The sequence below is a fragment of the Massilia agilis genome, from assembly GCF_024756255.1.
GTDB lineage: Bacteria > Pseudomonadota > Gammaproteobacteria > Burkholderiales > Burkholderiaceae_D > Telluria > Telluria agilis.
In genome coordinates, this window is the sequence record NZ_JANUHB010000002.1 from 1 (window position 1) to 18731 (window position 18731).

The following is an 18731-nucleotide window of genomic DNA, read 5'->3' on the forward strand; positions in this document are numbered from 1 at the left end:
AGCTTGCTGCCCACGCGTCCAACTACAACAGGCGTCACCTGAACGCGTGGGGAGGAGACCTGCCCACCCTACCCGGCACTATCAAAACTTATTCGGAGACTTCATGAAATTGGCGCTCACGATGCTTGCCCTGTCCATCCTCTCGACCACGGCGTCGGCCGCCGCGCTGCCCGAACCGCAGGCAGCCGGCCTGACACGCCAGTTGCAGGCCATCGTGAGCGATCCGGCGATGCCGCTGGCCAGCTTGTCCGTCGTGGCGATCCGTCACGGCGAAATCGTGTATGCCCAGCAGCTGGGCAGCAAGCGCCTGGCCACCGCGACGGCGCCCGCGCAGCCAGCGGACGCCAATACCATGTACCGGATCGCGTCGGTGTCCAAATTCGTGACGGCGCTGGGCACGATGAAGATGGTCGAGCAGGGCCGCCTGTCGCTCGACGCGGACATCAGCGATTACCTGGGCTACCGCCTGCGCAACCCGCACTTCCCGGACCGGCCGATCACCTTGCGCATGCTGCTCACGCATACCTCGTCGCTGCGCGACGAAGGCGGCTTCAAATGGGCGCCCGATGTAAACCTCAAAGACGTGCTGGTGCCCGGCGGGCGCTTTTACGGCAAGGGCGACATGTGGTCGAGCACCCAAGCGCCCGGCACGTATTTCGAATACGTGAACTTCAATTGGGGCATCATCGCCACCGTCATGGAGCGCGCCGGCGGGGAACGCTTCGACCGCCTGATGCGGCGCCTGGTGTTCGACCCCATGCGGCTCAAGGCCGGCTTCTACCTGGCTGATTTCGCCCCGGCCAACGTCAACGACGTCGCCACGCTGTACCGCAAGCGCGAAAAGGATGGCAACGAGGTATGGGACCCGAACGGCCCGTGGATTGCCCAGGCCGACGATTTCGGCAACGAGGCCCCGGCCGGGCCAGCGGGCCTGGACCGCTACGTGATCGGCACCAACGGCTCGATCTTCGGGCCGCAAGGTAGCCTGCGCATTTCCGCCAACGAGCTTGCGCAGATCATGCTGATGCTGATGAACGGCGGCCGCGACAAGCACACGCAAGTGCTCAAGCCAGAGACCGTGGACCTGATGTTCAGCCGCCAGTGGACCCTGGGCGGCGCCGGCAACGAGGGCAACGGCGACAGCGACTACTTCCACGGCCTGTACCATGCCTGGGGCCTGGGCAACCAGCACTTCATCGATGTGAGCGAAGTGAAGAACGGCCGCGCGAGCGGGGACCGGCTGGTGGAAGGCGGCGGCTTTACGGGTGTGGGCCACCTCGGCTGGTCGTGGGGCCTGAACGCGCTGTTCGTGTTCGACCGGCAGGCGAAGAACGGCATGATCTACGTGAGCAGCGGCGTGGGCGCCAATCCCGAGCTCCAGCCCGGCAAGTTCTCGTCGGAGGCGCGCTTCCAGGAGCACATCACCGATGCGCTTTATCGCGGCGCGATCATGGCGCGATAAGCGGCAGCGACGGGGCGCTAGCCCTGGCGCTGCGCGATCAACGCCTGCAGCGACTCCTGCAGCCAGTCCACGCACACCCTGAGCTTGGCCGAGTTGCCCAGCTTTGACGGGTAGACCGCCCACACGTTGGCCTCCTGCGTGAACTCCGGCAGCACGCGCACAAGCTTGCCGGATTCCAGCAGCGGCGCGATGTCCCACATCGACCGCAGCGCGATGCCGCGCCCGTCCACGGCCCACTGCACCACCACCTCGCCGTTGTTCGACGACAGCGGCCCCGTTACCTTGATGACCTCTTCGCGCGTGCCGTCGCGCAGGCGCCAGACGCCGAACGGGTGGTCGCGCTCCTTGATGATCAGGCAGTCGTGGCTCGCCAGTTCGCCCAATGTACGCGGCGTGCCGCGCCGGGCCAGGTAGGCTGGCGCCGCGCACAGCACCCGGTGGTTCGGGGCCAGCCGCCGCGCGATCAGGTGCGGTGCGATTTCGTCGCCCACGCGCACGTCCAGGTCGAAGCCTTCGCTGGTGATATCGACCAGCCGGTCGAACACCTCGAAGCGGATCTTCAGTTGTGGATAACGCGCCGACAGCTGCGAAATCGCCGGCGCCACGATGTTGCGGCCAAAGCCAAAGCTGCTGCAGATGCGCAGTGCGCCGCGCGGCTCGGCACGGCCGACACTCACCTCGGCCACCATGCCGTCCACCGCATCTAGGATCTGCTGCGCCCACTGGTAGATGCGCTCGCCCTCCTCCGTCACCACCACCTTGCGGGTGCTGCGGTGGAACAGCTTGACCCCGAGGTTCTGTTCGAGCACCTGGATGCGCTTGGTCACGTAGGCCGCGGACGCGTCGAGGGCCTCGGCCGCACGCGCAAAGTTGGCACGTCGCGCCGTTTCGACGAAGACCCGGAGGTCCCCAAGGTCGGGAAGATTATTCACATTACGTTGATGGTGGATTCACGGACAGGCTGATTGTACACGCGTGATCGGGCGTATGATTTGCTGGTCGTTTTTGAAAGGTAAGCCATGACACGTAAGTTCAAGATCGCCGCAATCGCCGGCGACGGTATCGGCAAGGAAGTCCTGCCGGAAGGCCTCAAGGTGCTGGAAGTGGCCGCGCGCCGCTTTGGCCTGGATCTCGAGTTCACCCATTTCGAATGGGCGAGCTGCGACTACTACCTGAAGACCGGCACCATGATGCCGGACGACTGGAAGGAGCAGCTGTCCGGCATGGACGCGATCTATTTCGGCGCGGTCGGCTGGCCGGCCACGGTGCCGGACCACATTTCGCTGTGGGGTTCGCTGCTCAAGTTCCGCCGCGAATTCGACCAGTACATCAACCTGCGCCCGGTGCGCCTGTTCGACGGCGTGCCCTGCCCGCTGGCCAACCGCAAGCCCGGTGACATCGACTTCTACGTGGTGCGAGAGAACACCGAAGGCGAGTACACCAACCTGGGCGGCATCATGTTCCCGGGCACCGAGCGCGAGATGGTGATCCAGGAGTCGGTGTTCACGCGCCACGGCGCCGACCGCGTGCTCAAATACGCATTCGAACTGGCCAATGCGCGCCAGCGCAAGCACCTGACGGTGGCCACCAAGTCCAACGGCATCGCAATCAGCATGCCGTGGTGGGACGGCCGCGCCGACGCCATCGGCAAGGACTACCCGGACGTGGCGGTCGACAAGCAGCACATCGATATCCTGACCGCGCGCTTCGTACTGCAGCCGACGCGCTTCGACGTGGTGGTTGCTTCCAACCTGTTCGGCGACATCCTGTCCGACCTGGGGCCGGCCTGCACCGGCACGATCGGCCTGGCCCCGTCGGGCAACCTGAACCCGGACCGCAACTTCCCGTCCCTGTTCGAGCCGGTTCATGGCTCGGCCCCGGACATCGCGGGCAAGGGCATCGCCAACCCGATCGCGCAGATCTGGTCGGGCGCGATGATGCTGTCCTTCCTGGCTGACACGCCGGGCGCGGACGGCCAGCGCTACCGCGACGCGCACGACGCCATCCTCACCGCGATCGAGCAATCGCTGAAGAACGGCCCGCGCACCGCGGACCTGGGCGGCAACGCCAACACCGTGCAGGTGGGCGACGCGATCGCGCAACTGCTGCAAGGCTAAGCCGCCGGCAGCATGCCGTCCCGTGGCGCGGGGCGGCAAAAACAAAACAAAACAACACGAGGAGACAACATGAAACTCAAGCATTGGGTCGTCTTGCTGGGTGCCTTTGCCAGCGCCGCTTCGGCATGGGCCGCGCCGATCGTCATCAAGTTCAGCCACGTGGTCGCCACCGACACCCCGAAGGGCAAGGCCGCCGAGTACTTCAAGAAGATCGCAGAAGAGCGCACCCACGGCCAGGTCCAGGTGCAGGTGTACCCGAACAGCCAGCTGTACAAGGACAAGGAAGAGCTGGACGCGCTGCAGATGGGCGCGGTGCAGGTGCTGGCCCCGACCTTTTCCAAGTTCGGCCCGCTGGGCGTGAAGGAGTTCGAGGCGCTCGACCTGCCCTACCTGTTCGACGACATGGACATGGCGCGCAAGGTCACGCAAGGCCCGGTGGGACAGAGCCTGCTGGCCAAGCTTGACGCCAAAGGCATCGAGGGCCTGGCGTTCTGGGACAACGCGTTCAAGCAGATGACGGCCAACAAGCCCTTGAAAAAGCCCGACGACTTTCGCGGCATGAAGATCCGCATCCAGTCGTCCAAAGTCATGGACGCGCAAATGCGCGCGCTGGGCGCGAACCCGCAAGTGATGGCATTCTCGGAGGTGTACCAGGCGCTGCAGACCGGCGTGGTCGATGGCCAGGACAATCCCTACTCGAACATCTACACCCAAAAGTTCTTCGAAGTGCAGAAGTACCTGAGCGTGACCGACCACGGCTACCACGCCTACGTGCTCATCGCGAACAAGAAGTTCTGGGATGGTTTGCCGCCGAACCTGCGCTCCGTGATGGACGGCGTGGTCAAGGACACCACGGCCTACTTCAACCAGATCGCGGCCCAGGAAGAGGCTGACTCGCTGGCCAGGATCAAGGCATCGGGCCGGACCCAGATCGTGGTACTGACCAAGGATGAAAAGCTGGCACTGAAGAAGGCGATGCTGCCGGTGTACAAGCAGGTGGAGCCGCGCGTGGGCAAGGACGTGCTGGAGTCGATCTACAAGGCGACCGGATCGCATCCGGACAAGCTGTAACGCTTTGTCCCCGGGAACGCCGGCGCCTGCCGGCGTTTCTTTGCAGTATGTATGTTGCTATGCTGCCAATGCGTTGCTAGGATGCTTGCCTCTCACAACAGAAGGAGACAGCATGCATCGCATCCGCACCACGTTCGTCATCCTCGCCGCGCTGTGCGCCGGCGTGGCAGCACAAGCCGCCGACAAGGCGCCGGCCCAGAAGGAAGACCTGATGGGCACGAACGACCCCGCATTCACCGCGCAGTTCCGCGACATGTACGCGACGACCTGGGGCGAAGGTGCGATTCCCAAGAAATACAAGGAACTGTCCGGCGTCTCGATCTCCGTGGTCGAGCGCTGCGAGACCTGCCTGCGCTTTCATGTGCGTAACGCCAAGAATGCCGGCGCCTCGGGCAAGGAAGTGATCGAGGCGCTGCGCATCGGCCTGCTCACCGGCGGCTCGATCACGCTGCCGACGGTACGCGTGGGCTACGACGAGCTCAAGGCCCTGGGCGCGATCTGAGCCCGCCACCACATGGCGGTTGCGCGCTTGCCACTGACAATAAGTGGTTGATTTCGCTATAATTCCGCGCTTCTCCCGAGGAACCCGCCATGTCACTGCTCGACCACCAGCTAGAACTCCTGTCGCCCGCCAAAACCGCCGAGATCGGCCGCGAGGCGATCCTGCACGGCGCCGACGCGGTGTACATTGGCGGGCCGGCGTTCGGCGCGCGCCACAACGCGAGCAACACGCTGGAGGACATCGCCAGCCTGGTCGAGTTTGCGCACCGCTACCGCGCCCGCATCTTCGTCACCCTGAACACGATCCTGCACGATGCCGAGCTCGAAGCGGCGCGCAAGCAGATCTGGCAGCTGTACGAGGCCGGCGTGGATGCGCTGATCGTGCAGGACATGGGCCTCCTGGAGATGGACCTGCCGCCGATCCAGCTGCACGCAAGCACGCAGTGCGACATCCGCACCGTCGACAAGGCGCGCTTCCTGGGCGACGTCGGCTTTTCGCAGCTGGTGCTGGCGCGCGAACTGTCGCTGGAACAGATCCGCAAGGTGCGCGAGGCGGTGGACACGCCGCTCGAATACTTCATCCACGGCGCGCTGTGCGTGGCGTTCTCGGGCCAGTGCTACATTTCGCACGCCGACACCGGCCGCAGCGCCAACCGCGGCGACTGCTCGCAGGCCTGCCGCCTGCCCTACACCCTCACCGACGGCCAGGGCCGTGTGGTGGCGTACGAAAAGCACCTGCTGTCGATGAAGGACAATGACCAGAGCCGCAACCTGGAAGCGCTGGTCGACGCGGGCATCCGTTCGTTCAAGATCGAGGGGCGCTACAAGGACATGGGCTATGTGAAGAACATCACGGCCCACTACCGGCTGCTGCTGGACGAGATCCTGGAGCGCCGTCCCGAATTTGAGCGCGCCTCGAGCGGCCGCACGCGCGTGCTGTTCACGCCGGACGTGGACAAGAACTTCCACCGCGGGCACACCGATTACTTCGCCAACGGCCGCCAGGACGATATCGGCGCCTTCGATTCGCCCAAGTACGTGGGCGTGCTGCTGGGGACGGTGAGCCGCATCGGCGCCGATCATTTCGACCTGGTCACCAACGCCCCGATGGCCAATGGCGATGGCCTGAACTACATGTACAAGCGCGCCACCGTCGGCATCCAGGCCAACAGCGTGGAGCTGCTCGGGGAAAGCGAGGACGGCCAGCGCTGGCGCGTGTACCCGAACGAACCGATGGCGACGCTCGCGGGTTTGAAGAGCGGAACCGAGGTGCACCGCAACCGCGACCACCAGTGGGAAGGCGCGCTGCAGAAGAAGTCGTCGGAGCGGCGCGTGGCGCTGGACCTGGCGTTGTCCGAGTACGCGGGCGGCCTGTCCCTTGCGCTCGTTGACGAGGACGGCATCGAGACGGTGACGCATGCCGCCATCGAGCTGCAGCCGGCGCGCGAGGCCGCCCAGGCCGAATCCGCGCTGCGCGCCAGCCTGGGCAAGCTGGGCAACACCATGTTCGAGGCCCGGCAGGTCGAGCTGGCGCTGTCGCAGCCATGGTTCGTGCCGGCGGGCGTGATCAATGCGCTACGCCGCGACGCAATTGCCGCTCACGAGGCGGCACGCCTGGCGGCCTGGGAGCGTCCGCAGCGCAAGGCGCCGGCCGAGCCGCGCCCGGTGTATCCGGAGACCCAGCTGAGCTACCTGGCCAACGTGTACAACGAAAAGGCACGCGCGTTCTACCACAAGCACGGGGTGCAGCTGATCGACGCTGCCTACGAGGCGCACGAGGAGCCGGGCGAGGTGTCGCTGATGATCACCAAGCATTGCCTGCGCTTCGCGTTCAACCTCTGCCCCAAGCAGGCCAAGGGTGTGCAGGGCGTGCAGGGACAGGTGCGCGCCGAGCCGATGACGCTGGTGAACGGCGGCGAACGCTACACGCTGCGCTTCGACTGCAAGCCGTGCGAAATGCATGTGGTCGGCGCGATGAAGCCGGGCATCCTCAATTCCCCTCCCCCGTCCGCGATTCCGTACAGCCCGCTGGTGTTCCATCGCCAGCGTCCGCGCTGACGGGCTGGCCTGCGCTGGTTGAACACGTGGGCGGGAGACCCGCCGACGCTACGAACACGCACCGTGTAGGGTGGGCAGATTCTGCCCACGCGTTCAACTGCAGCCAGCGCCACGCCATCGCCCGATTCACGCGGGCCGATCGAGGCCGCGACTTTGAGCGCAATCAAGCCCTCGGCCGCCTGCCGCGCCAGACTGTTCGTCGATGCCGCCGCCCGCCCGTCGCCGCGCGGCTGCAGCGTGCCGCCTGTGCGGCATGGACAATCGAGGAGCCATCATGTTCAAGCAAATCCTGTTACCGACGGACGGTTCCGACCTGTCCGAGCGCGCCGTGCTGGCTGGGATCAGCTTCGCCAAGGAGATCGGGGCGCAGGTGGTCGGCCTGACCGTGCGGCCGGAGTTCCACACGTTCACGTACAAGACCGACATGCTCGAGGACACCGAACCGGAGTTCGAGGCCGCCACCGGCAAGCAGGCCGACAAGTACCTGTCCTTTGTCACCGATGCCGCCCGCACCGCTGGCGTGCCCTGCGCAGTGGCGCAGGTGGTCTCGGACGACCCGTACGAAGCGATACTGCAGACAGCCAAGGAACGCAAGTGCGACCTGATCATCATGGCCTCGCACGGCCGGCGCGGCCTGAAGGGCGTGCTGCTGGGCAGCGAGACACAGAAGGTGCTGGTGCACAGCGACATTCCGGTGCTGGTCTATCGCTAGTGCCGGGCGCAACCTGTTTGCGCCCGCTCGCCGTCTGCTAAACTGGCATCCAACTCAGGCATTGGAGGCGTGGCACGACGGCCAGATGGACAGCACAGAATACGAAGAAGGGCTAAGCCCGGACGAAGCCGGCCAGCGCCTGGCCACGGAAGGACCGAACGCATTGCCGGCAAGCGCGCGGGGCGGCGCTTGGGCGCTGGTGCGCGAGGCTGTCACACAGCCGATGTTCCTGCTGCTCACGGGCGGGGCCCTGCTCTACCTGCTGCTGGGCGACGCGCGCGAAGGCGCGCTGCTGGCGACCATGGTGCTGCTGACCGTCGCCATCGACCTGTACCAGGAAGGCAAGTCCGAGCGCGCGCTGGAAGCGCTGCGCGAGCTGTCCAGCCCCAAGGCCACCGTGCTGCGCAATGGCCAATGGGAACTCATCGACAGCCGCGAAGTCGTGCGTGGCGACCTGTGCCTGCTGCGCGAGGGTGACCGCGTGCCGGCGGACGGTGTGCTGGTGCGCGCCGAAGGCATGGCCGTGGACGAATCGCTGCTCACGGGTGAGTCGGAAACCGTGGCCAAGTCCACACAGCCCTGCACGGCGTTGCAGGCGCTGCTGCAAGGCGCGGTCGGTCCCGCCGGTGGCCAGGATACGCCGTACGCCTTTTCGGGCACCACCGTCGTGCAGGGCCACGGCCTGCTGCGCGTGACGGCGGTCGGAGCGGCAAGCCACATCGGGCGCATCGGCGCCGCGCTGAGCGATGTCGGGCGCGGCCGCTCGCCGCTGGAGCGGCAGGTGGGGCGCCTGATCACCGTGTTTGCGACCGCCGGCGCCGCGGTCAGCGTGTTCCTGGTGGCCTATTACCGCGCAACCGGCGGCAGCTGGCTTGATTCCCTGCTGGCCGGCATCGCGCTGGCGCTGTCGTTGCTGCCAGAGGAATTTGCGCTGGTGCTGGCCGTGTTCCCTGCGCTCGGCGCGTGGCGCCTGGCCCGCGTCAACGTGCTCACGCGGCGCCTGTCCGCCATCGAGACGCTGGGCACCACCTCGGTGCTGTGTGTCGACAAGACCGGCACGCTTACCGAAAACCGGATGAGCGTGGCCGCGCTCTTTGCCGATGGCCAAATGCTCAGAGTGAACGAGGCCACCGACGCGCTGCCGGAGCCCTACCACCGCTTGCTCGAATTCGCCCTGCTGGCCAGCCCCGCCGACTCGGCCGAGCCGATGGACAAGGCGGTTCAGCGGCTTGGCCAGCGCGCGCTGCGCGCCACCGAACACCTGCACCCGGAATGGACCCAGGCGGCCGAATTCGGCATGACGGCCGGCATGCGCGCGGTGTCGCACGCATGGGTCGGCGACCCGGAGGGCAGCGCGGCTGTCGGGGCCAAGGGCGCGCCGGAAGCCATCATCGACCTGTGCCACCTGCCCGCGGACGTGCGCGACCGTGTGCTCGCGCAAGTGGATGCGCTCGCGGCCGAGGGGCTGCGGGTGCTGGCGGTGGCGACCGCAGCCTACGATGGCCCGCCGTGGCCGAGCGAGGCACATGCCTTCGACTTTTCGCTGCTGGGGCTGGTCGGGTTTGCCGACCCGCTGCGTCCGGGCATTGCCGCCGCCACCGCCGAGTGCCAGCGGGCAGGCATCCGCGTGGTGATGATTACCGGCGACTATCCGGCCACCGCGCGCCACATCGCCCGTGACGCCGGCCTTGGCGACAGCGAACCGGTCACCGGGGACGAACTGGCCGCGCTCGCCCCCGCCGCCCTGGCCGAACGCTTGCGCACAACCAACGTGTGCGCCCGGGTCGCACCCGAGCAGAAATTGGCCATCGTGCAGTCCTTGCGTGCCAGCGGCGAGGTGGTAACCATGACCGGCGACGGCGTGAACGACGCGCCGGCCCTGCGCGCGGCGCATGTCGGCGTGGCGATGGGCCAGCGCGGCACCGACGTGGCGCGCCAGGCGGCCTCGCTGGTGCTGCTGGACGACCAGTTCTCGTCCATCGTGGCCGGCGTGCGGCTGGGCCGCCATATCTTCGCGAACATGCGCAAGGCGATGATCTACATCGTCTCGGTCCACGTGCCTACCGCCGGCATGGCGCTGCTGCCCGTGCTCCTGGGCTGGCCGATCTTCCTGTACCCGGTGCACATCGTCTTCCTCGAGCTGCTGATTGCGCCCACCTGCGCGCTCGCGTTCGAAAACGAGCCGCCGGAACGCGACCTGATGCGCGAAAAGCCGCGCCGGCCCGACGCGCCACTGCTCGGGCCCGACGCGCTGGCCTACGGCTTTGCGCAGGGCGTGGTGGTGCTGCTCACGGTGCTGCTGGCCTACGGATGGGCGGTGCGGCACCTGGAGCCGTCGCAGGCGCGCGCATTCGGCTTCTGCGCGCTGGTGCTGGCCGACGTGGGGCTGATCTTCTCCAACCGTTCGCGCAGCCGCACCAGCATCGGCGCCATGTTCACGCCCAACCCGATCGCCTGGGCGGTGTGCGTGGCCGCCTGCGCGATCCTGGCGCTGGCGGTGCTGGTGCCCTTCATTGCCGAGCTGTTCTACTTCGGCCCGGTGCCGCTGGCGGCCCTGGGCACGGCCTGCGCGATTGGCGCCAGCAGCGTGCTCTGGTTCGATTTGCTCAAGCTGGCACGGCGGGCCGCGCGACGCCTGGGCCTTGCAAGTTGAGGCACATGCTGACAATTTCCTCGCCGGGCAGCTGGGTTTTGTGGAAACCCAGCCGCGCCGCGAGGCGCAGGATCGCCACGTTCTCGGCCAGCGCCTCGCCGACCAGTTCGCGGATGCCCTTGTCGCGGCAGTAGTCGACCAGCACCTGCATCAGGAGCGTGCCCAGCCCCTGCCCTTTCAGGTCCGAGCGTATCGTCACCGCAAACTCCGCCTTCACGTTGTCGGGGTCGGCCACGGCGCGCGACACGCCCAGCGTTTCCGGCTCGCCGTCCGGACCCACGCGAGTGGCGATGAAGGCCATCTCGCGGTCGTAGTCGATCTGGGTGAAGCGCGCCAGCTGCGCGGGCGACAGCTCGCGCAGGCGCACGAACATGCGCAGGCGCACGTCCTCGGGCGTGAGGCGGTTGAAGAACGCGACGTGGGCCGGCGCGTCTTCCGGCCGCACCGGGCGGATCGTGAGCGGCTGCCCCTGCCAGGTGACGGTCCGTTCGAGTTCCTGCGGATAGGGCCGGATCGCCAGCCGGCTGTACGGCTCGGCGCCCGGCGGCGCCGGGGCCACGCGCACGCGCGCATCGAGCGCGATGACGCCGTTGTGGTCTGCCAGCAGCGGATTGATGTCCAGCTCCAGCACCTCGGGTATGTCGGTCACCAGGTGCGACAGGCGGATCAGCACGGCGCTCACGGCTTCGGTATCCACCGCCGGGCGGTTGCGGTAGCCGCCCAGCAGGCGCGACACCCGGGTGCGGCGCAGCAGGTCGTGCGCCAGCACCATGTCCAGCGGTGGCAAGGCGAGCGCGCGGTCGGCCGTGATGTCGACCGCAATACCGCCCTGGCCGAACACGATCACCGGCCCGAACACCGGATCGGTCGCGGTGCCCGCCAGCAGCTCGAGCGCGTCGGGCCGCCTTGCCATCGCCTGCACGGTGTAGCCCAGCAGGCGCGCGCCGGGCTTGAAATGCGCCAGCCGCCCGGCCATTGCGTGCGCGGCCGCCTGCACCGCGGCGGCGTCCGGCAGGTCGAGCTCCACGCCGCCGACGTCGGTCTTGTGGGTCACGTCGGGCGACAGAATCTTGAGCGCCACCGGAAAGCCGATCGCATGCGCTGCCTCGACGGCTCCGGCGACGGTTTCCACGCTGCGCGTGTCGACCACCGGGATGCCGTAGGCTGCCAGCAGCGCTTTTGACTCCGGCTCGGTCAGCATCTGGCGCCCCGACGCGAGCGCGGCGCGCACCAGGGCACGGGCGACGCCGGGCTCGGGCTGCTGGCCGGCAGGCGCTGCCGGCGGCACTTGCATCAGCAATTGCTGGTTGTGGCGGTAACGCACGATCTGCAGGAAGGCATCGATCGCGTCCTCGGGCGTATCGTAGGCTGGCAGCCTGGCGCTGGCCCACATTCGCCGCGCGTCCGCCAGCGCGTCCCCGCCCAGCCAGCAGCCGAACACGTTCTTGGACGTGTTGCGGGTTAGTGGTACGACAGCGCGCGCGATCTCCGCGCTGGACACAATGGCGGTGGGACAATGGATCATCAGCACGGCGTCGACCTCGGGCGCCTCCAGCACTACCTGCAGCGCGTCGCGGTAGCGCTCGGGCGGCGCGTCGCCGATGATGTCGATCGGGTTTGCGCGCGGCCACGATGGCGGCAGCAGCGCATCCAGCCGCGCGAGCGTGTCGGTGGACAGGGTGGCGAGCGTCCCGCCGCCGCATATCAGCTCGTCGGTCGCCATCACGCCCGGGCCGCCGCCGTTGGTCAGGATCGCCAGCCGCTCCCCGTGGCCGCGCCGCGCATGGGCCAGCGTTTCGGTGGCGTCAAACAATTCCTCGGTGCTCATCACGCGCAGCATGCCGGCGCGGCGGAAGGCGGTCTCGTACACGGCGTCGCTGCCGGCCAGCGCGCCGCTGTGCGAGGCTGCGGCGCGGGCCCCTTCGGCCACCCGGCCAGCCTTGAGCACGACGGTGGGCTTGCTGCGGCCGGCCGCGCGCGCGGCCGACATGAACTTGCGCGCGTGGCGCACATCCTCGATGTACAGCAGGATCGACTGGGTGAGCGGGTCACCGGCAAGGTAATCGAGCACGTCGCCAAAATCGACGTCCGCCCCCTCGCCCAGGGAAATGAAGCGCGAAAAGCCGATGCCGCGCGACTTGGCCCAGTCGAGCACGCCCGTGACAAGGGCGCCCGATTGCGAGACGAAGGCCGTGCGGCCGGACAAGGCGTTGGTGTGGGCAAAGCTCGCGTTCAGCCCGATCGCAGGCACGATCAGGCCGATACAATTGGGGCCGAGGATGCGCAACAGCTTGGGCCGCGCCGCGTCGAGCGCCGCTTGCAGCCAGGTGACGCCAGGCGTTCCGGAGGCCGCGCCAAGACCGGCGGAGATGATGATGGCCGCCCGCGTGCCGCGCGCGGCCAGCGCCGCAATAATGCCGGGCACCGTGGGCGCGGGCGTGCAGATGACGGCCAGTTCGGGCGCGGCCGGCAGCGCCGCCACGTCGGGATAGGCCTGGCGGCCGGCGACGGTGCGATGCCTGGGGTTGACCGCGTACACCGGCCCGCGGAACGAACCTGCCAGCAGGTTACGAAACACCGTAGCGCCGACGCTGTGCGGCCGATCGGACGCGCCGATGACGGCCACCGAGTGCGGGTCGAACAGGTACTGCAGGTTGCGTACACTCATGCATTCTCCTCCGTCCGGCCGAAGCTGACAGCGTAAGGGCGCAGGCCAGCGCGCCAATGAGCTACATCAAACGGCGCATCGCGCCCCGAGCGATCATCTTACCCGCTCAGTGAATGCGGAAGGAAGCCTCATGCGCTACAAGACCATCGTCGTGCATGCCGACACGTCCGTGCACGCGCCAGCCCGGGTTCGGCTGGCGTGCGCGCTGGCCCGCGCACAGGGCGCGCACCTGGTCGGCGTGGCGGCCACCGGGGTGTCGCGCTTTATCGCTCCCGATTCCACGGCAGCGCTCGCCCGTACCGTCGTGTCGCCGTACGCGGCGTCGCTGCACGAGCACGCGCAGCGCGCGCTGGACGAGTTCGAGGCAATCGCTGCCGCCGAGGGCATCGCCTCGCGCGAGCCGCGTTTGGTCGCGGACGACCCCGAGGGCGCGCTGGTGCTGATGTCGCGCTACGCCGACCTGGTGGTGCTGGGCCAGACCGACCCCGCGCACGAGGTTGCCGGTGCCGTGCGCGCGTTGCCGGAATTCGTCATGCTCAACAGTGCGCGGCCGCTGTTGCTGGCGCCGTACACCGACCGGTCGTGGTCGCCGGGCGGCAAGGCGCTGGTGGCGTGGGACGAAAGCATCGAGGCAACGCGCGCGCTGGGCCATGCGCTACCGCTGTTGTGCCTGGCCGCTTCGGTCACCGTGGTGCAGTTCGAGCGTGGCGGCGCGGCCACCCTTGCCGCACATGCCGCCGACCTGGGCGCCTGGCTCGGCCGGCACGGCGTGCGCGCCAACGTGCTCGAGGAAAGGGTGGACATCAGCGACGGCAATGCCCTGCTGTCGCTGGCCGCCGACCAGCAAGCCGGGCTGCTGGTGATGGGTGGCTATGGCCACGCGCGCTTTCGCGAACTGCTGCTGGGCGGCGTCACCCGCACCGTCCTCGATGCAATGACCGTGCCGGTGCTGATGGCGCACTAGTCGCCGGGTCACACGATTGATGGCCATCAAACGTACGCGGTGCGGGGCGGGTGCACACTGCTCGGAGTTCTCGGGCAAAAGGAAAAACCGTGTTCAAGCACATCCTCTTTCCGACAGACGGGTCTCCGGCATCGCTGGTGGCGGCCGCTCACTGCGTCCGCTTCGCCGCCGACATCGGCGCGCGCCTGACCATCCTCCATTCCAGCGCGCCCTTGCACCTGTTCAGCTACGAACCCATCGTGGTGGACGAGGCGTACGAGGAATACCGGCGCAACCGCGACCGGATTTGCGCCGAATGCCTCGCGCCGGTGGAAGAGCTGGCGCGCAATGCCGGCATCCCCTTTGACAGCGTCACGGTGGATGCGGACGAGCCCTACACCGCCATCATCACCACGGCGCACAACAAGGGATGCGACCTGGTCGCCATGGCCTCGCACGGGCGCAAGGGCATCAAGGGCGTGCTGCTCGGTAGCCAAACGCAAAAGGTGCTGACGCACAGCACCTTGCCGGTCCTGGTCTTCCGTTAGCAGCCAGGGCGAGCAGCGCCGGCACGGCAAGCGCCTGACGCTGCAGCGTGGGCGCTTGAATCCTTGTGCACACGCGTGCCCGCAGACGGCATGCCGGCGGCGGCCTAACCCGCTGGCTAACCCGGGACGAGCACGGCGGCACCGTCAAAGCGGCCCGCGCGCAAGTCCTCCAGTGCCTGGTTCGCCTGCGCCAGCGGATACACGACGGGCGAGGTCCGGATGTGCACTTGCGAGGCGAGCGCCATGAACGCCGTACCGTCCGCGCGCGTCAGGTTGGCGACCGACCGTACGCAGCGTTCGCCCCAGAGCAAAGAATACGGGAACGACGGGATGTCGCTCATGTGGATGCCCGCGCAGACTACGGTCGCGCCCTTGTTGCTGGCGGCCAGCGCCTGCGGCACCAGCGCACCGGTGGGCGCGAACAGGATGGCCGCGTCGAGCGGTTTTGGCGGCGCATCTCCCGACGCGCCCGCCCAGCTTGCGCCAAGCGAGCGGGCAAACTGCTGCGAGTGCTCGTCGCCAGGGCGGGTAAAGGCAAACACCTCCCTGCCCTGCCCCACGGCGAGCTGGGCGATGATGTGCGCGGCCGCCCCGAACCCGTACAGGCCCAGCCGCCGGCCCTGCCCCGCCATCGCATACGCCCGGTACCCGATCAGCCCGGCGCACAGCAGGGGCGCCGCGTGGCGGTCGTCGTACAGTCCAGGCAGCAACAGGCAAAAGTCGGCGCGGGCCACCGTGTACTCGGCGTAGCCGCCATCGCGGTCATAGCCGGTGAAGCTGGCCGACTCGCACAGGTTCTCGCGCCCGCTCGTGCACCACTCGCACTGGCCGCAGGCGCCGCCCAGCCACGGAATGCCGACGCGCTGGCCAACGCGCAGGTCCTGTACCTGCGCACCCGCGGCGGCAACGATGCCGACGATCTCGTGCCCCGGAACCAGCGGCAGCCGGTGCGGCGGCAGTTCGCCGTCAACGATATGCAGGTCGGTCCGGCACACGCCACAGGCCAGCACGCGCACCAGCACCTCGTCCGGTCCGGGCGCGGGAATCGGCAGCCTGGTTGCCTTCAAGGGCTCGCCGGGCCGCTCCAGCACCATCGCCAGCATGGTCGAATCCGTATGGTGCGCGTCGCTCATGCGCGCACCAGGTCGTGCGCGCGCACGATGACGGGGGGGATGAAGTTCTTGTGAGCGTGGTCCATGCCGCCTCCGGAAAAATCGTCAGAGCCAAAGCCACAAACCGCTGCGTTGGCTCCGGCGCAGCGGCCGATGGACCATTCTACCCGCCGCCCGCGCGCGGGGTGGCCCGCGCCCGGGCTCAGATCCAGTAGATCAGGGCAGCCAGCCCGACGATGAGGGCCACCTTGGTCAGCTTGTACGCGGTCTTGTTCCAGGCCTTGTAGCGGCGGCGGTACTGGCCCATCACGTAGGAAACGCGGAACAGCTTGCTGACCAGGCCCGTCTGGTCGCCGCTTTCGTTGGGCGAGGCGGCGGCCGTCATCATCGTGCGGCCGAGCCAGCGGTTGATTGCCTGCATCCAGCCAAAGCGCATCGGGCGCTCGACGTCGCAGAACAGGATGATGCGGTCGCTCTCGCTGCCGTTGATCGCCCAGTGGATGAAGGTTTCGTCGAAGATCACGCCCTGTCCGTCGCGCCAGCTGTACGGCTGGCCGTCGACGTCGATGAAGCAACGGTCGTCATTGGGCGTGGCCAGGCCCAGGTGGTAGCGCAGCGAGCCGGCAAACGGGTCGCGGTGCGGGTTGAGCTTGCCGCCCGGCGGCAGCTCGGCAAACATGGCCGCCTTGACCGACGGGATGCTTTGCAGCAGCTTGTAGGTCTCAGGGCACAGGCGCTCGGCCGACGGGTGGCTGGCGTCGTACCACTTCAGGTAGAAGCGCTTCCAGCCGTTCTTGAAGAAGGAGTTAAAGCCCGCGTCATCGTTCTTTTCGGCGGCCTTGATCTTTTGCAGCGCGACCAGGTTCTCGGCCTCGGCGCGGATCACCTGCCAGTTCTGCTGCAGCGGCGCCAGCTCGGGAAACTCGGAAACGGGAATGAACGGCGTGTTCGGCACCCGGGAAAACAGGTGCATCCAGATATTGATCGGCGCCATGAACGACGAATGGTCGAACAGCTGCCGGCCGAACGGCAGGCGCACCCTGCCGCGAAAGTGAATGTGCAGGATCGAGAGAATGAGAAAACCAACTACCGCCCACTTCATCGCGCCCCCAATTGCAGCCGCCAGGTACGGCTGGCCTCTTCATTAATCGAGGCGCAAGGATACCACAACCGCCACCGCCCAAGCGGGGCCGGGGGGCGTTCCGGCGGGAGCCGCGCTGCGCGCCGCCGGCTGCGTCGGGCCGGCGCAACAGGCGCGGCGGCGTGTGTCGGGTCAGTGGAAGGTCGAGGTGACGGCGTAGCCTTTCTCGCGGATCTGGCCGTAGAGGTTGTCGATATCGTAATCGGGAATCTGGTCGGCGTTGTCATCCACTTCGATGGCGCGCGCCTCCACCTCCCAGTCGGTGTTGGTGGCCTCTTCGGGGATGTTGCGCGCTTCCGGCACTGCCAGATACGAGAATTTGCCGTCCTGTTCGGCCCTGCGGTAAATGTCCAGTCGCATTGTCGGTTCCTGTGTTAAAGGAGGGAACAATCACAGTAGGCGATCGCGACCCGACCGTCTGTTAATTGGACCACACTGCTGGGAGGCACTACTTAGCGGACAGAACCGCCACCCAGCACGCGCGCCGGCAGCATCACGATCGAGCGCAGCAAGGCGAACACAGCCTCGACGCCGATGCCGACCAGGCGAAACGGCAGGCAGACCAGCCAAGCCACAGGATACAGCACGAGCGCCAGCAGCGCGATCGGCCAGCACAGGAACAGCAACAGCAGCCACACGAGGAAACCCAGCATCATTCGCTCCCTGACTTGAAAAACATCGGTAGCGTGACTGTACGGGCGCGGCCGACGCGTTTCAATCGCGGTGCGACGAATGGCGTGCCGGGCCGACCGGCGGGGGAAAACGGGGGGCGAACGGGAGCGCCCGCCCCGCCTGCTTACGCGAACTCCACCTGCGGCATGGAAGCGGCCGAATGCGCCAGCTCGGTGCGGATCGATGCCTGCAGCGACGGGATCGAACCGCCGGCGCGGTAGCGGAACGAGAGCTGGACGATGTCGCCCGCTTCCACCCGCAGCGGCTGCGCGAGCGGCAGGCACATGTAGTGGTTGAGCCAGTCGATGGTGCTGCCGCGCTCCTCTACCACGGACAACACGTTCTTGGTGATGAAGCGCAGCGCGTTCAGCTCGCCGGCCTGCTCGATGAGCAACTGGCCGTCAAAGCCGATCATCGGGTCCACCGCCGTCGTAAAGTCCAGCACGCTGTAGATGACCGGCTGGCCGAGCTGTACGGTGCCCGACTGGAACACGGTCGTTTCCTCGAACTGGATGATGGGCGCGACGTAGCCTTCGAAATTGTAGTCTTTCTGCAGCGGCTGCACGGCCATCAGCACCGCTTCGGGGATGAACATCGGCAGCGGGCCGCCAAAGCGTTCGAAATAGCGCTGCTTGAAGGCCTCGATCACGTCCACCTGCTTTTCGCGCAGCATGCCCACGTGGATCATCTCGCAGATCACCACATCCACCGGCTCCGGCGGCAGGTAGTCGAACGCGTCGGCGTGGATCACCTCCACGCGGTCGCCGCGCTGGTTCTGCGCCAGGAAACGCCGGGCTTCCTGCACCAGGTCGGGGTTGAATTCGACGCAATACACCTTGTCGGCCTTTTGCGCGGCGAAGAACGAAAGCACGCCCGTGCCGCCGCCCAGTTCCAGGACCGTGGCGCCGGGGAACACCACATGGTCGATGGCGCACTTGAATGCGTGCATGCGGTTCTGGTCCATCAGCATGTTGTGATGGTAGTGCACCGGGATGAACTGTCCCAGGTAGCAGCTCTCGATCTCTCGCTCATTGAGCATTGGCTTCCCCTTTGTCTGCGCGTCATGCGCTTGT

The 18731-nt window shown here is 67.3% G+C and carries 16 protein-coding genes; 9 read left to right on the forward strand and 7 right to left on the reverse strand.

Annotation, left to right across the window (positions count from 1 at the left end; translation table 11 throughout):
* Nucleotides 1-103 precede the first annotated feature (103 nt).
* Complete coding sequence (locus tag NX774_RS06930; RefSeq protein ID WP_258821459.1) at nucleotides 104-1462, forward strand: serine hydrolase domain-containing protein; 1359 nt, start codon at nucleotides 104-106, stop codon at nucleotides 1460-1462.
* A 17-nt stretch (nucleotides 1463-1479) separates the two neighbouring features.
* Here NX774_RS06930 and NX774_RS06935 read toward each other — a convergent pair whose 3' ends face one another.
* Nucleotides 1480-2394 (reverse strand): LysR substrate-binding domain-containing protein, encoded by a 915-nt coding sequence (locus tag NX774_RS06935; RefSeq protein WP_258821460.1) that lies wholly within the window; start codon nucleotides 2392-2394, stop codon nucleotides 1480-1482.
* Between the two features lie 87 nt (nucleotides 2395-2481).
* Here NX774_RS06935 and NX774_RS06940 point away from each other — a divergent pair, with 87 nt between their 5' ends.
* The 6 genes from NX774_RS06940 to NX774_RS06965 all read left to right on the forward strand — a co-directional run bounded on the left by NX774_RS06940 (nucleotide 2482) and on the right by NX774_RS06965 (nucleotide 10574).
* A complete protein-coding gene (locus NX774_RS06940; protein WP_258821461.1) occupies nucleotides 2482-3579 on the forward strand; it encodes a tartrate dehydrogenase in 1098 nt (365 codons plus the stop codon).
* A 69-nt stretch (nucleotides 3580-3648) separates the two neighbouring features.
* Entirely contained in the window at nucleotides 3649-4650 is a 1002-nt protein-coding gene (locus NX774_RS06945; protein ID WP_258821462.1) for a TRAP transporter substrate-binding protein, read from the forward strand.
* Between the two features lie 112 nt (nucleotides 4651-4762).
* Nucleotides 4763-5152 carry a carboxymuconolactone decarboxylase family protein gene (locus tag NX774_RS06950; protein ID WP_258821463.1) on the forward strand — a complete coding sequence of 130 codons (390 nt, stop codon included), beginning with the start codon at nucleotides 4763-4765 and terminating at the stop codon, nucleotides 5150-5152.
* An 89-nt stretch (nucleotides 5153-5241) separates the two neighbouring features.
* Complete coding sequence (locus tag NX774_RS06955; protein ID WP_258821464.1) at nucleotides 5242-7209, forward strand: peptidase U32 family protein; 1968 nt, start codon at nucleotides 5242-5244, stop codon at nucleotides 7207-7209.
* Between the two features lie 274 nt (nucleotides 7210-7483).
* A complete protein-coding gene (locus NX774_RS06960; RefSeq protein WP_258821465.1) occupies nucleotides 7484-7921 on the forward strand; it encodes a universal stress protein in 438 nt (145 codons plus the stop codon).
* 85 nt (nucleotides 7922-8006) lie between these two features.
* On the forward strand, nucleotides 8007-10574 hold the full coding sequence (locus NX774_RS06965) for a cation-translocating P-type ATPase (protein ID WP_258821466.1): 2568 nt from the start codon (nucleotides 8007-8009) through the stop codon (nucleotides 10572-10574).
* On the opposite strand, the gene NX774_RS06970 is transcribed toward NX774_RS06965, so the two are convergent.
* Nucleotides 10528-13242: a bifunctional acetate--CoA ligase family protein/GNAT family N-acetyltransferase gene (locus NX774_RS06970; RefSeq protein ID WP_258821467.1), complete on the reverse strand. Its 2715-nt coding sequence runs from the start codon at nucleotides 13240-13242 to the stop codon at nucleotides 10528-10530. The genes NX774_RS06965 and NX774_RS06970 overlap by 47 nt on opposite strands.
* A 130-nt stretch (nucleotides 13243-13372) precedes the next feature.
* Here NX774_RS06970 and NX774_RS06975 point away from each other — a divergent pair, with 130 nt between their 5' ends.
* Together NX774_RS06975 and NX774_RS06980 are read left to right on the forward strand one after the other, a co-directional pair.
* Nucleotides 13373-14206 (forward strand): universal stress protein, encoded by an 834-nt coding sequence (locus NX774_RS06975; protein ID WP_258821468.1) that lies wholly within the window; start codon nucleotides 13373-13375, stop codon nucleotides 14204-14206.
* Between the two features lie 89 nt (nucleotides 14207-14295).
* Complete coding sequence (locus NX774_RS06980) at nucleotides 14296-14733, forward strand: universal stress protein (protein WP_258821469.1); 438 nt, start codon at nucleotides 14296-14298, stop codon at nucleotides 14731-14733.
* Between the two features lie 116 nt (nucleotides 14734-14849).
* Here the strand turns inward: NX774_RS06980 and NX774_RS06985 are convergent, their stop codons facing one another.
* From NX774_RS06985 to NX774_RS07005, 5 genes are all read right to left on the reverse strand, one after another.
* Nucleotides 14850-15836, reverse strand: coding sequence for a zinc-dependent alcohol dehydrogenase family protein (locus tag NX774_RS06985; protein WP_258822710.1), 987 nt, complete (start codon nucleotides 15834-15836; stop codon nucleotides 14850-14852).
* Between the two features lie 211 nt (nucleotides 15837-16047).
* Complete coding sequence (lpxO, locus tag NX774_RS06990) at nucleotides 16048-16947, reverse strand: lipid A hydroxylase LpxO (protein WP_258821470.1); 900 nt, start codon at nucleotides 16945-16947, stop codon at nucleotides 16048-16050.
* Between the two features lie 171 nt (nucleotides 16948-17118).
* Nucleotides 17119-17346 carry a DUF6139 family protein gene (locus NX774_RS06995; protein ID WP_258821471.1) on the reverse strand — a complete coding sequence of 76 codons (228 nt, stop codon included), beginning with the start codon at nucleotides 17344-17346 and terminating at the stop codon, nucleotides 17119-17121.
* Nucleotides 17347-17438: 92 nt separating this feature from the next.
* Nucleotides 17439-17639: a hypothetical protein gene (locus NX774_RS07000; protein ID WP_258822711.1), complete on the reverse strand. Its 201-nt coding sequence runs from the start codon at nucleotides 17637-17639 to the stop codon at nucleotides 17439-17441.
* Nucleotides 17640-17782: 143 nt separating this feature from the next.
* On the reverse strand, nucleotides 17783-18697 hold the full coding sequence (locus NX774_RS07005) for a class I SAM-dependent methyltransferase (protein WP_258821472.1): 915 nt from the start codon (nucleotides 18695-18697) through the stop codon (nucleotides 17783-17785).
* Nucleotides 18698-18731: the final 34 nt, after the last annotated feature.